At 72.7% G+C, this 13,157-nt stretch carries 10 protein-coding genes; 8 read left to right on the top strand and 2 right to left on the bottom strand.

What is annotated here, in order from left to right; all coding sequences use genetic code 11:
* Positions 1-117 precede the first annotated feature (117 nt).
* From ACIQVL_RS08925 to ACIQVL_RS08915, 3 genes are all read left to right on the top strand, one after another.
* The gene (locus tag ACIQVL_RS08925; RefSeq protein WP_403474874.1) at positions 118-2,508 is read left to right on the top strand and encodes an MFS transporter; all 2,391 of its coding nucleotides are present in this window, start codon (positions 118-120) and stop codon (positions 2,506-2,508) included.
* A 197-nt stretch (positions 2,509-2,705) separates the two neighbouring features.
* On the top strand, positions 2,706-5,153 hold the full coding sequence (locus tag ACIQVL_RS08920; RefSeq protein ID WP_403474873.1) for a SpoIIE family protein phosphatase: 2,448 nt from the start codon (positions 2,706-2,708) through the stop codon (positions 5,151-5,153).
* A 149-nt stretch (positions 5,154-5,302) separates the two neighbouring features.
* Positions 5,303-6,028 carry a class I SAM-dependent methyltransferase gene (locus tag ACIQVL_RS08915; protein ID WP_403437683.1) on the top strand — a complete coding sequence of 242 codons (726 nt, stop codon included), beginning with the start codon at positions 5,303-5,305 and terminating at the stop codon, positions 6,026-6,028.
* A 3-nt stretch (positions 6,029-6,031) separates the two neighbouring features.
* On the opposite strand, the gene ACIQVL_RS08910 is transcribed toward ACIQVL_RS08915, so the two are convergent.
* Positions 6,032-6,283, bottom strand: a complete 252-nt coding sequence (locus ACIQVL_RS08910) for a DUF397 domain-containing protein (protein WP_403437685.1) — start codon at positions 6,281-6,283, stop codon at positions 6,032-6,034.
* The gene (locus ACIQVL_RS08905) at positions 6,280-7,128 is read right to left on the bottom strand and encodes a helix-turn-helix domain-containing protein (RefSeq protein WP_403474872.1); all 849 of its coding nucleotides are present in this window, start codon (positions 7,126-7,128) and stop codon (positions 6,280-6,282) included. Before ACIQVL_RS08905 ends, ACIQVL_RS08910 begins: the two co-directional genes overlap by 4 nt.
* A gap of 146 nt (positions 7,129-7,274) precedes the next feature.
* Between ACIQVL_RS08905 and ACIQVL_RS08900 the strand changes: the two genes are divergently transcribed.
* The 5 genes from ACIQVL_RS08900 to ACIQVL_RS08880 all read left to right on the top strand — a co-directional run bounded on the left by ACIQVL_RS08900 (position 7,275) and on the right by ACIQVL_RS08880 (position 13,148).
* Positions 7,275-7,748 carry an ATP-binding protein gene (locus tag ACIQVL_RS08900; RefSeq protein ID WP_403474871.1) on the top strand — a complete coding sequence of 158 codons (474 nt, stop codon included), beginning with the start codon at positions 7,275-7,277 and terminating at the stop codon, positions 7,746-7,748.
* Between the two features lie 380 nt (positions 7,749-8,128).
* On the top strand, positions 8,129-8,962 hold the full coding sequence (locus ACIQVL_RS08895; protein WP_403474870.1) for a M55 family metallopeptidase: 834 nt from the start codon (positions 8,129-8,131) through the stop codon (positions 8,960-8,962).
* The gene (locus ACIQVL_RS08890; RefSeq protein WP_403474869.1) at positions 8,955-10,259 is read left to right on the top strand and encodes a M20/M25/M40 family metallo-hydrolase; all 1,305 of its coding nucleotides are present in this window, start codon (positions 8,955-8,957) and stop codon (positions 10,257-10,259) included. The genes ACIQVL_RS08895 and ACIQVL_RS08890 overlap by 8 nt, the downstream gene beginning before the upstream one ends.
* 16 nt (positions 10,260-10,275) lie before the next feature.
* Complete coding sequence (locus tag ACIQVL_RS08885) at positions 10,276-12,210, top strand: prolyl oligopeptidase family serine peptidase (protein WP_403474868.1); 1,935 nt, start codon at positions 10,276-10,278, stop codon at positions 12,208-12,210.
* Positions 12,211-12,224: 14 nt separating this feature from the next.
* Positions 12,225-13,148: an LD-carboxypeptidase gene (locus ACIQVL_RS08880; protein ID WP_403475212.1), complete on the top strand. Its 924-nt coding sequence runs from the start codon at positions 12,225-12,227 to the stop codon at positions 13,146-13,148.
* Positions 13,149-13,157: the final 9 nt, after the last annotated feature.

The following is a 13,157-nucleotide window of genomic DNA, read 5'->3' as shown; positions in this document are numbered from 1 at the left end:
CGGGTGGATCTCCGGATCGGCCGGTCTCGTGCCGTAACTCGCCGCGCTTGCTCGCAGTTGTCGCCCTACGGGAAATAAGGCGGCAATTGTGCGCAGGTGCGACGAGGGGAGCGGTACGTGGGCGGAACGACGCTGGTGCAGTACGAGGAGCCGGCCGCGGTGTCCGCGGACGCCCCCGTGCCGGAACCCGCCCCGGTCTCCGGACTCGGGCCGCGCCGTACCCGGCTGGTCTTCTGCGGGCTGATGCTCGCCCTGCTCCTCGCCGCGCTGGACCAGATGATCGTCGCCACCGCGCTGCCGAAGATCGTCGGCGAGCTGCACGGCCTCGACAGGATGTCCTGGGCGATCACCGCCTACCTGCTCACCTCCACCGTGGGCCTCCCCGTCTACGGCAAACTCGGCGACCTCATCGGCCGCAAGGGCGTCTTCCAGTTCGCCATCCTCGTCTTCGCCGTCGGCTCCGCGCTCGCCGGACGGGCGCAGAACATGGACCAGCTGATCGCCTTCCGCGCCCTCCAGGGCGTCGGCGCCGGCGGGTTGATGATCGGCGTGCAGGCGATCATCGCCGACATCGTGCCGCCCCGGCAGCGCGGCCGCTTCATGGGCCTGATCGGCGCCGCCTTCGGCCTCGCCTCGGTCGCCGGACCGCTGCTCGGCGGCTACTTCACCGACCACCTCTCCTGGCGCTGGTGCTTCTACGTCAACGTGCCCTTCGGACTGGTCACGCTGGCCGTCATCACCCTCGTGCTCAGGCTGCCGAAGCCGCAGGTCCGGGGCCGCTTCGACGTGCTGGGCACGCTGCTGCTCGCCGCCGCCTCCACCTGCCTGGTGCTGCTGACCAGTTGGGGCGGGACGGAGTACGCCTGGGGTTCGCACGTCGTCCTCGGGCTGGGCGCGGGGGCGCTGGTCGCCGGGGTGCTGTTCGCCGTCGCCGAGCACCACGCGGCCGAACCCCTCATCCCGCTGCGGTTGTTCCGGGACTCCGTCTTCAACGTCACCGGCCTGGTCGGACTCGTCGTCGGGGTCGCCCTGTTCGGCGCCGCCAGCTACCTGCCGACCTTCCTGCAGATGGTCGACGGCGCCTCGGCGACCGGGTCCGGGCTGCTGATGCTGCCCATGATGGGCGGGATCGTCGGCGCCTCGATCGTCGCGGGACAGTTCATCAGCCTCACCGGGCACTACCGGATCTACCCGGTGCTCGGCGGCGCCGTGTCCGTCGCGGGCATGTGGCTGCTGTCCCGCCTCGAGGTCGGCACCCCGCGCTGGCAGTACAGCATCTGGATGGCCGTCCTAGGCGCCGGGATCGGCATGGTGATGCCGGTGCTCGTCCTCGCCGTGCAGAACTCCGTACGGCCCGCCGACCTCGGCACCGCCACCAGCGCCAACAACTACTTCCGGCAGATCGGCGGCAGCGTCGGCGCCGCCGTCTTCGGCACCCTCTTCGCCGACCGGCTCACCGACGCCCTGCACGAACGTCTCCCGGCCCGGTCCGGCGCCCGCCTGCCCGACCCCGAGTCCCTCACCCCGCAGCTCGTCCACGCGCTGCCCCCGGCGCTGCGCGACGCCTACATCCGCGCCTACGCCGACGCGATGCCCAGGATCTTCCTCTACCTGGTCCCGGTGCTCGTCCTCGGTCTGCTCGTCGCCTGCTTCCTCAAGGAGAAACCGCTGGTGTCCCACCCCACCGCCGAAACGTCACCGACAGCCGCCGACACCCCGATCCCGCAGGCCCGGTCGCCCCGGGCCGGCGCCGGGATCCCCGTCTGCGGCACGGTGCAGCATCCCGACGGGACCGTGGTGCCGCGCGCCGCGCTCACCCTCATCGACGCCGTCGGCCGGCAGATCGGCCGCGGTGCCAGCGCCGAGGACGGCCGCTACGCCCTGGCCACGCCCGGCTCCGGGTCGTACGTCCTGATCGCCGCCGCCGGCGGCCACCAGCCACAGGCCGTCACCGTGACGGTCGGCGAGCGGCCCGTCGAGCTGGACGTCGTCCTCGGCGGCGCCGGGCGGCTCGCCGGCAGCGTGCTCACCGCCGACGGCACCCCGGTGCGGGACGCCACCGTCACCCTCACCAACGTGCACGGCGAGGTCGTCGCCAGCGTCCGCAGCGGCCGCGAGGGCGGCTATGTGATCAGCGAGCTGGTGGCCGGCGAGTACACCCTCGCCGGCAGCGCCCCCGCCTTCCGCCCGGCCGCCCTCCCGGTCACCGTCCAGGCCTCCCGGGAGACCCGGCAGAACGTCGAACTCGCGGGCGGCGCCGTGCTGAAGGGCACCGTCCGGGCCGGCGGCGGCCGGCCGGTGGAGGACGCCCGGGTGACGCTGCTCGACGCCGCGGGCAACGTCGTCGACACCCTCACCACCGGCGCCGACGGAACGTTCCGGTTCGTGGACCTCTCCTCCGGTGAGTACACCGTCATCGCCGCCGGTTACCCACCGGTCGCCACCGTCCTCCAGGTCGCGGGCGGCGGCCGCACCGAACGCGATCTCCAGCTCGGCCACGAGGACTGAGAGGGGACTGAGAGCGGGGAGCGGCCAGGGCACGGCGGACGCGGTTCGCGCACCGTACGGGGGCGCGGACCTGCGCGCCGGTGCGCTCCGCTGGAACCAATTCCAGGATTGCCACACATCGCAACCGGCGGCCACCGTACGGTAGTGACGGGCGGCACAGATCTTTTGCGGAGCCGTGGGGAGAGAGGGCCTGGGCCATGGACCATGGCAGCGAGCGGGACAAGCATCCCGGCCTCGGTGCTGGGGACGGCGTGTCGGGCCGCATCCCCCTGGCCGTGGTCGTCGTCGACCGTGACGGCGACGTCTCACACTGGAGCACCGGCGCCCGGCGGCTCTTCGGGGCCGACAAGGAGGACGCCATCGGCCGCTCCGTCCTCGACCTGCTGCCCGTCTCCGGCGCGCTCCCCGAGGACGACGAGATCACCCCGTACGGCGCCTACGCGGCGTACGACGGACTCGGCCCCGACCTGGAGTCCTCGCTCGACGGACGGCTCAACTTCCCGGCCGCCGGCCGCGCCCGGCTCACCGTCCCCGACCGCGACCGCGCCGACGTGCTCTGGTGGGCGTATCCGCTGGTCGGCCCGGGGAACGAGCGGCTGCTGGTGCTCGCCGCCGACGCCGAGCGGCTGCGCCGGGCCGAGCAGGACGAGGGCATCGCCTTCGAGCGCATCGCGCCCGGCTTCGCCCTGCACACCGACTTCCCCGGCGCCGAGGAGCTGGCCCGCAGGCTGCCCGAGATCCTGCCCAGCATGAGCGTCGACGAAAGCGCCCGGATCGTCGCCCAGGTCCTCGAACTCGGTTATCCCGTCCTGGAGTTCAGCCAGAACGACCGGGTGCCCGTGACCCCCGACTGGGGCGTCGCCCGGCGCACCGAGCGGATGGCCCGCCGCGAGCGTGCGGCGAGTGCCGCCGCACAGGGCCTGCCGGTGCCCGCCGAACTCACCGACGACGAGGGCGAGGACCTGGAGTACGCGGCCGTCCGCGAACGCCTCGAATTCCTCACCGAGGTCAGCGGGAGGATCGGCACCTCGCTCGACCTGTCCCGCACCATCGTCGAGGTCAGCAGAGCCGTCGTCCCCCGCTTCACCGACGTCGCCGGCACCTACCTGCGCGAACAGGTCGTCGCCGGCGAGGGGTTCCCGGACGGCGTGCCCGACACCACCACCATGTGGCACCGGGTCGCCCTGGAGCACACCGACGAACCCGGCCGCTGGGACGACGTCGTCCCGGTCGGCGAGGCCATGCCGTTCCCGGCGCACACCCCGTTCTTCCAGTGCATGACCACCGGAGAACCGGTCCTGGTGCCGCGGATCAGCGTGGAGATGGGCCACGCCATCGCCTCCCAGTTCGAGAAGCGGGACATCCGGCCGCTGATCACCGGCCGCTCGATGCTGGTCGTCCCGCTGAAGGCGCGCAACGTCGTGCTCGGCTTCATGATCCTGCTGCGCCATCCCGAGCGCGAGATGTTCAACGACATGGACCGGGTCACCGGCGCCGAACTCGCCGCCCGCGCCGGGCTCGTGCTCGACAACGCGCGCATGTACACCTACCAGGAGAGCGTCGCCGAGACCCTCCAGGACAGCATGCTGCCGCACATCCCGCCGCGCATGGCGGGCTGCGACATCGCCACCCGGTACCTCCCGGGCACCCTGCTCGGGCGGGTCGGCGGCGACTGGTTCGACTCGGTGAAACTCCCCGGCGCCCGCACCGCCCTGGTGGTCGGCGACGTGATGGGCCACGGCCTCAACTCGGCCGCGATGATGGGCCAGTTGCGGACCGCCGTGCAGACCATGGCGGCCATGGACCTGCCGCCCGCCCAGCTCCTGCGCAACCTCGACGACCTGGCCCAGCGGCTCGGCGACGGCTACCTCGCCACCTGCCTCTACGCCGTCTACGACCCGATCGGGAGCGAACTGCACCTCGCCAACGCGGGCCACATCCCGCCCGTGCTGGTCCGTGCGGTCGACGGGCGCAGCGAACTCCTCGACCTGCCCACCGGGGCGCCGATAGGCGTCGGCGGGGTCGCCTTCGAGTCGCTGAGGGTACGCGTCGAACCCGGCGACCGGCTGGTCATGTGCACCGACGGGCTGGTCGAGATGCGCGGTGAGGACATCGCCGTCGGCCTCGCCACCCTCTGCGAGTCCGCCGCCCACCCGGCCGCCTCCATGGACGACGCCTGCGACACCATCATCCGCGCCCTCAACACCCGCGGCGGCCGCAAGGACGACGTCGCCCTGCTGATGGCCCGCCTCAACGGCATCGAGCCCGAGGACGTCGCCGAATGGCGGCTCGCCCTCGACCCGGCCGAGGTCCGCCGGGCCCGCGCCGTGGTCCGCGAGCAGCTCCACGACTGGGGCCTGGCCCGGCTCGCCGACCCGGCCGAACTCATGGTCAGCGAACTCGTCACCAACGCCCTACGGCACTCCCACAGCCGCCCGGTGCAGCTCCGGCTGATCCGCGGCGAGACCCTGCTGTGCGAGGTCGATGACGACGACCACACCCTGCCGACCCTGCTCGGCGTCGACCCCGCGGCCGAGGCCGGACGCGGCCTGCGGGTGGTCTCCACGCTGGCCCGGGAGTGGGGCACCAGCCGTACGGCCGCCGGGAAGACCGTCTGGTTCGAACTCACCGCACCGCGCCGCTGACCGCGCACCGCAGACCGGGGGCGCACGTATGTCGAACGAGGAGTGAAGGAACGCGCCGGGTGCTTGTGGCCGAAACCCGCGCAGGGTAGACCGTACTGGCCCGTCACTTACGACGGGTCATATACGGCTGCATCCTGGGGAGTTGGGCCATGAGCGTGACGAGTCGGTACCGCAGTGCCTGGGAGGGCTTCTGGCGTGAGGCGTCCGAGGAACCGGGGGCGGTGTTCTGGGACGCCGACCCCGACGTCACCGCCGGCGTCCACATCGCCCTCTTCGAGCCGCACCTCACCGACCCCGGCCTGCCCCTGGTCGACCTCGGCTGCGGCAACGGCACCCAGACCCGCTTCCTCGCCGACCGCTTCCCGCGCGTCCTCGGCACCGACATATCCGAGGCCGCCCTGGACCACGCCCGGCACGCCGACCCGGGCGGACGCGCCGGCTACCGGCTCCTCGACGCGGCCGAGAAGGGCGCGGCCCAGGCCCTGCACGTGGAACTCGGCGACGCCAACGTCTACATGCGGGGAGTCCTGCACCAGTGCGAGCCGGAGGACCGGCAGCCGCTGGCCGACTCCATCGCCACCCTCGTCGGCAGCAGCGGCCGGGCCTTCCTCGTCGAGCTCTCCGAGGCCGCCCGCCCCGTCCTCGGCGGCCTCGCCCAGAGCCCGTCGGGCCCGCCGCCCAAACTCGCCCCGGTCTTCCGCCACGGGATCGCCCCCGGCGAGGTCGCCGACGACGCGGTCCCGGAGTACCTGCGCAACGCCGGCCTCACGGTCCTGGCGAGCGGTGAACTCCCCCTGTACACCACGGAGTCCACGCCGGACGGCGAGCTGATCGTGCTGCCCTCGAAGTGGGTACTGGCGGGCCGGGAGAGCTGAGGGCTAGCGGACCGCGAGGAACCCCGCCCACGCCGCACGCGACACGGAGATGACGGGTCCGGCCACGGCCTTGGAGTCACGGACATACACGACTCCGGGGTCGGCCGCGACCTCGACGCACTGGCCGCCCTCGGTTCCGCTGTAGCTGCTCTTCAGCCAGGCGACCTCTACGCAGTCGCCGCCTTCCGCTCCGCTGTAGCTGCTCTTGAACCAGGCGAGGTCGGATGCGACGGCCGAGAACTCAGCGGTGTTCATAGTTCTCCCAGCAACCCTTCGACGAACTCCAGTGACTCTCGCGGAGTGAGAGCCTGTGATCGGATGATCCCATAGCGCGCTGCGGCCAGCGCCGTCTGTTGCGGATCGGTCTGAAGGGTGCTGGCTCCCTGTGCCTCGGTGTATGCGAACTTCTTCCCGTCATCGCGCGTGACGACTGTGAACGGCCCGTCCACGCCCGCGCTTTCCTCGCAGTCGAGCGGCATGACCTGAATCTCGACGTTTCGCTTCTGTCCGATGAGAAGCAGATGCTCCAACTGGCCTCGCAGTACGTCTTTTCCGCCTAGCGGACGTCGTAGAACCGACTCGTCCATCACGAAGCTCAGCAGAGGTGCGGGCTTGCGGTCGAAGATGTCCTGTCGGGCGAGGCGTGCCGTAACCCGCTGCTCGATCGTCTCATGATCCAGAGGCGGTCGCCGCATGGCGAGTACGGCCCTCATGTACTCCTCGCTCTGGAGCAAGCCCTTGACCATGAGAGTGTCGTACGCGAGCAGTTCGATGGCCTCCTTCTCCAACTTGGCCATCCCCTGGAAGAAGACCGGATACTGCGCCCTCTCCACCTGCTCCCTCCACACCGTGAGCAGCCCCTCCGCCCCCAGCGCCTCGTCCGCCTTGTCGATGGTCCTGGGGGACGGGATCCGTCGGCCCTGCTCGAACGATGTGACCGTGGACGCGGAGTAGCCGATCCGGCGGCCCAACTCCTCGCGTTCCAGGCCCGCCCGCAGCCGCAACGTCTTCATGGTCTGGCCGAACGCGGCGACCACGCCCCGGCCCGAGGCGTCCGCCGCCTGGCCCGCGGTGTTCTCTTCGTCCGTCACCTCGGTCACCCGTACCACCTCCCTGCCCCAACGCCCTTGTCCGGGACGGCGTCACGCCGCGCCGCTCGTACTCGTACCGCCATCGCGCGTACGACCGGCCCGCGTCAGTGCGTCACCGCTGGTCACGCTACGCGACCGCGGACACCGTTGTCGGCATGACGAACAAACCCGGCAGCGACTTCGAGATGCGCTTCACCTCCACCCCGCGCGGCGCCCGGCTCGCCCGCAGGCCGGCCGCGCACCGGCTGGACAGCTGGGGGATCCCGTACGGCGGCGGCCCGCACGAGGCGATCGCGCTGGTCGTCGGCGAGCTGAGCGCCAACGCGGTGCGGCACGGGCATGTGTCCGGCCGGGACTTCCACCTGCGTCTGTACGTGACCGGACCCGCTCGTACGGTGGTCCGGATCGAGGTCACCGACACCCGTGCCGAACGCGCACCGCCCCGCCCGGAGTCCCTGCGCGCGCCGGACCCCGAGGACACCGCGGGCCGGGGGCTGGTCCTCGTCGCGGGGCTCGCGTCCCGCTGGGGCTGGCACGCGCGGTCCGACGGGCCGGGCAAGACGGTGTGGGCGGAGTGCTTCTTTCGAGCGGCGAGGGGGCGTCGATGTAACCCATCGACACGATCGTGACGGCCCCCGAGGGCGACGGCGACCTCCGGTGCCTCAGCCGGGCGAGCTGCCATCCGAACGACGTCGGCACCTCCGCCTACGCCGACACATGCGCCCATCAGGCGGACCGGCGCAAGGAGGCCGCTCTCAAGGAACGCGGGAGGATGCTCGGCGTTTCGTGGACGACGTCCTCGCTCGTGACGGGGCCGCGGACCCGTCCCGGGTTCGGATCACCGCGCACGCGTCCGACGAGTCCTGCGAGGAAGTCGCGGCGGACAAGCCGGAATCCAACGGGGCATGACGATCGGGTTCGTTCTCCTTGCACCGGTCGGCAGTGCGTGGGCTCGACCTTCGTTCCGCCTCGTAGGAAGTTCACCCGTCGACGCGTAACGTGAAGCACCATGAAGATCCTCATCAGCGCCGACATGGAGGGCGCCACCGGGGTGACCTGGCCCGGCGACGTGCTGCCCGGCGCGCCGCAGTGGGAGCGGTGCCGGCCGATGTTCACCTCCGACGTCAACGCCGCCGTCCTCGGCTTCTACGACGGCGGCGCCGACGAGGTCCTCATCAACGAGGCCCACTGGAGCATGCGCAACCTGCTCCTGGAGCAGCTCGACGACCGCGCCCAGATGATCACCGGCCGCCACAAGACGCTGTCCATGGTCGAGGGCGTCCAGCACGGTGACGTCGACGGCGTCGCCTTCATCGGCTACCACACCGGCGCCGGCATGGAGGGCGTCCTCGCCCACACCTACCTGCCCAACTCCGTCACCGGCGTCTGGCTGAACGACGTCCGCGCCAGCGAGGGCCTGCTCAACGCGCACGTCGTCGCCGAGTACGGCGTCCCGGTCATCCTGGTCACCGGCGACGACCTGGCCTGCGAGGACGCCCTCGGCTACGCGCCCGAGGCCCGCAAGGTCGCCGTCAAGGACCACGTGTCCCGGTACGCGGCCGTGTGCCGGACGCCCGCCCGGACCGCCGCCGACATCCGCGCCGCCGCCAAGGACGCGACCCAGCTCGCGGTGCGCCACGAACCCGTGACCGGCGGGCCCTTCACGATCGCCCTGGAGTTCGACGCCGAGCACCTCGCCCTCGCCGCCACCGTCGTCCCCGGCGTGGACCAGGCCGGCGAGCGGAAGGTCGCGTACACCGAGGGGACCATGTACGACGGCATCCGCACCTTCAAGGCGGTCACCACGATCGTCTCGGCCGCGGTGGAGGAGCAGTATGGCTGACCAGCAGGCACTCGACGAGGTCGTCCGGTTCACCGCCGAGCTGATCCGGATCGACACCAGCAACTTCGGCGGCGGCGACTGCCGGGAGCGGCCCGCCGCCGAGTACGCGGCCGAACGGCTCGCCGGAGCGGGACTCGAACCGATCCTCCTGGAGCGGACCGCGGGGCGCACCAACGTCGTCGCCCGCATCGAGGGCACCGACCCCGCCGCGGACGCGCTGCTCGTCCACGGCCACCTCGACGTCGTACCGGCGCAGGCCGCCGACTGGAGCGTCGACCCCTTCTCCGGGGAGGTCCGCGACGGGGTCGTGTGGGGGCGGGGCGCCGTCGACATGAAGAACATGGACGCGATGATCCTGGCGGTCGTGCGGGCCTGGGCCCGGGAGGGGGTACGGCCGCGGCGGGACATCGTCGTCGCGTTCACCGCCGACGAGGAGGCCAGCGCCGAGGACGGCTCCGGGTTCCTCGCCGACCACCACCCCGAACTGTTCGAGGGCTGCACCGAGGGCGTCTCCGAGTCCGGCGCCTTCACCTTCCACGACGGCACCGGACGGCAGCTCTACCCGGTCGCCGCCGGGGAGCGCGGCACCGCCTGGCTCAAACTCACCGCGCGCGGGCGGGCCGGGCACGGCTCCAAGGTCAACACGGAGAACGCGGTCACCCGGCTCGCCGCCGCCGTCACCCGCATCGGCGAGCACCGGTGGCCGCTCCGGCTCACCCCGACGGTCTCCGCCGCCCTCACCGAACTCGCCGTCCTCTACGGCATCGAACCCGACCTCACCGAGGTCGACCTGCTCCTCGACAAGCTCGGCCCGGCCGCCAAACTGGTCGAGGCCACCGTCCGCAACAGCGCCAACCCGACCATGCTGAACGCCGGTTACAAGGTCAACGTGATTCCCGGCGAGGCCGTCGCCTTCGTCGACGGACGCTACCTGTACGGCACCGAGGACGAGTTCCGCGCCACCCTCGACCGCCTCACCGGCCCCGACGTCGACTGGGAGTTCCACCACCGCGAGGTCGCCCTCCAGGCGCCGCTGGACTCACCGACGTACGCCCGGATGCGGGCCGCCGTCGAGGAGTTCGCCCCCGACGGGCACGTGGTGCCGTACTGCATGTCGGGCGGCACCGACGCCAAGCAGTTCTCCCGGCTCGGCATCACCGGCTACGGCTTCGCCCCGCTCAAGCTCCCCGAGGGCCTTGACTACCAGGCCCTGTTCCACGGCGTCGACGAACGCGTCCCCGTCGAGGCCCTGCACTTCGGCGTCCGGGTCCTGGACCGCTTCCTGCGCACGGCATAGGAGTTGAGGAGAGAACGTGGAGACGAAGGCGTACGGGTCGTGGCCCTCACCCGTCGACGCGGCCCTGGCGGCGGCGCACGAAGGCTTCGCCGAATGGGTGGGCTTCGTCGGCGACGAACCCTGGTGGACCGAGCCCCGGCCGGCGGAGGGCGGCCGCCGGACCCTGGTCCGCGGCTCCACCGGCGAGTCCGTGCTGCCCGCGCCGTGGAACGTGCGCAGCCGGGTCATCGAGTACGGCGGACGGCCCTGGGCCGGTGCCGTACCCGACGGCAGCGGCCAACCGCTCCTGGTCTTCGTTCACTTCGACGACCAGCGGCTGTACCTCTGCCGGCCCGGTGAGGCACCCCGGCCGCTGACCCCGCCCGGACCCCGCTGGGCCGAACCGCAGTTGCTGCTCGACCGGGACGAGGTCTGGTGCGTCCTCGAGGAGTTCACCGGGGATGCGCCCACCGACGTGCGCCGGGTGCTCGCCGCCGTACCGCTGGACGGCTCGGCCGCCGGCGACCGGGCCGCGGTGCGCGAACTCACCGACGGACGGCACCGGTTCGTCACCGGACCGCGCCTGTCGCACGACGGACGCCGAGCCGCCTGGCTGGCCTGGGACCATCCGCGGATGCCGTGGGACGGCACGGAACTGCTGGTCGGCGAGGTCGGCGCCGACGGCGTCCTGCACGCGGTCCGCACCGTGGCCGGCGGTCCCACCGAGTCCGTCGCCCAGGTGGAGTGGTCCGCGGACGACCGGCTGCTGTACACGAGCGACCGCAGCGGCTGGTGGAACCTGTACCGCGACGACGAGCCGCTCTGCCCGCGCGAGGAGGAGTTCGCGGGGCCGCTCTGGCGGCTCGGCCAGAACTGGTTCGCAGCGCTGGACAACGGGATGATCGCGGTCCTGCACGGCCGCGGGGCGATGACCCTCGGGATACTCGATCCGGAAACCGGCGAGATCGCCGACGCGGCCGGGCCGTGGACCGAGTTCTCCGCCACCCTCGCCGTGCACGGCACCCGCGTCCTCGCGGTCGGCGCCGGCCCGCGCACCGCCCACGAGGTCGTCGGACTCGACACCTCCTCCGGCCGCGCCCGGGTCGTCGGCACCCCGCACCGGGACGCGGTCGACCCCGCCTACTACCCCGATCCGCAGGTCCGCACCTTCGCCGGCCCCGGCGGCCGCGAGGTGCACGCCCACATCCACCCGCCCCACCACCCCGGCCACACCGCCCCCGAGGGCGAGCTGCCGCCCTTCGTCGTCTGGGCGCACGGCGGCCCCACCAGCAGGACACCGCTCGTCCTCGACCTCGCGATCGCCTACTTCACCACCCGGGGCATCGGGGTCGCCGAGGTCAACTACGGCGGCTCCACCGGATACGGGCGGGCGTACCGGGAGCGGCTGCGCGAGCAGTGGGGCGTGGTCGACGTCGAGGACTGCGCGGCCGTCGCGCTCGCCCTCGCCGAGGAGGGCACCGCCGACCGGGCCCGGCTCGCGATCCGCGGCGGCAGCGCCGGCGGCTGGACCGCCGCCGCCTCCCTGACCGGCACCGACGTCTACGCCTGCGGCACCATCTCCTACCCCGTCCTCGACCTCACCAGCTGGGGCGCGGGGGAGACCCACGACTTCGAGTCCCGGTACCTGGAATCCCTGATCGGCCCGCTCGCCGAGGTGCCCGAACGGTACGCCGAGCGGTCGCCCAGCGAGCACGCCGACCGGCTCACCGCGCCCTTCCTGCTGCTCCAGGGGCTGGACGACGTGATCTGCCCGCCCGCGCAGTGCGAACGCTTCCTCGCCCGGCTCGACGGCCGCCCGGTGCCGCACGCGCACCTCACCTTCGCGGGCGAGGGCCACGGCTTCCGGCGCGCGGAGACCCTGGTCCGCGCGCTGGAGGCCGAGCTCGCCCTCTACGCTCAGGTGTTCGGGCTGGACGTGCCCGAAATCCCCGAGCTGGAGCTGGTGAAGTGACCGAAGCGGCCGAAGTGACCGAACTGACGAGGCCCGCCAGGCTCTCCGCCGGAGCCCGCGTCGCCGTCGTGGCGCCGAGCGGGCCGGTGCTGGAGGAGCGGCTCCAGGCCGGTCTCGACATCCTGCGCGGCTGGGACCTCGACCCGGTGGCGGCACCCCACGTGCTCGCCACGGACGGCCGGCTGGGGTACCTCGCGGGCTCCGACGCCGAGCGCGCGGCCGACCTCCAGCGGGCCTGGTGCGACCCGTCCGTCTCCGCCGTCCTCTGCGCGCGCGGCGGCTACGGCGCCCAGCGCCTCGTCGACCTGCTCGACTGGGAGGCGATGCGCGCGGCCGGCCCGAAGGTGTTCGTCGGCTTCAGCGACGCGACCGTGCTGCACGAGGCGTTCGCGACCCGGCTCGGCCTCGCCACCCTGTACGGGCCGGTGGCCGCCGGCGCCGACTTCGTCAAGAGCGCCCAGGCACAGGAACACCTGCGGGCCACCCTCTTCGCCCCGGAGACGGTCCGCACCATCCCCTCCCGGGGCGCCGCGCTGGTGGGCGGCCGGGCCACGGGCGTCACCGTCGGCGGCTGCCTGCGGCTGCTCGCCACAGGCGTCGGCACCCCGCACACCCGCACCGGCGTGCGGGGCGGCCTGCTCCTCCTTGAGGACGTCGGCGAGGCGCCGTACAGCCTCGACCGCAGCATCACGCAGCTGCTGCGGTCCGGCCTGCTCGACGGCGTCGCCGGGATCCTGCTCGGCTCCTGGGACCGGTGCGGGCCCTACGAGCAGGTGCGGCCGATGCTCCTCGACCGGCTCGGCGGCCTCGGCGTGCCGGTGCTGGAGGAGTTCGGGTTCGGGCACTGCGAGGCGGCCCTGACCATGCCGCTCGGGGTCGCCGCCGAGCTGGACGCGGACGCGGGCACGCTGACCCTGCGAGAGCCTGCCCTGCGCTGAGAGCTCACC

Origin of the sequence: Streptomyces sp. NPDC090499 (genome assembly GCF_044769305.1) — a bacterium.
Classification (GTDB): Bacteria; Actinomycetota; Actinomycetes; order Streptomycetales; family Streptomycetaceae; genus Streptomyces.
Note: the sequence above shows the minus strand (reverse complement) of the source record. Positions and strands in the feature narration are given on the sequence as shown.

Excerpts from the sequence above, each read along its gene's own strand:
- ACIQVL_RS08915 (WP_403437683.1), top strand. The coding sequence starts at position 5,303 with ATGAGCGTGACGAGTCGGTACCGCAGTGCCTGGGAGGGCTTCTGGCGT.
- ACIQVL_RS08890 (WP_403474869.1), top strand. The coding sequence starts at position 8,955 with ATGGCTGACCAGCAGGCACTCGACGAGGTCGTCCGGTTCACCGCCGAG.
- ACIQVL_RS08895 (WP_403474870.1), top strand. The coding sequence starts at position 8,129 with ATGAAGATCCTCATCAGCGCCGACATGGAGGGCGCCACCGGGGTGACC.
- ACIQVL_RS08900 (WP_403474871.1), top strand. The coding sequence starts at position 7,275 with ATGACGAACAAACCCGGCAGCGACTTCGAGATGCGCTTCACCTCCACC.
- ACIQVL_RS08920 (WP_403474873.1), top strand. The coding sequence starts at position 2,706 with ATGGACCATGGCAGCGAGCGGGACAAGCATCCCGGCCTCGGTGCTGGG.
- ACIQVL_RS08910 (WP_403437685.1), bottom strand. The coding sequence starts at position 6,283 with ATGAACACCGCTGAGTTCTCGGCCGTCGCATCCGACCTCGCCTGGTTC.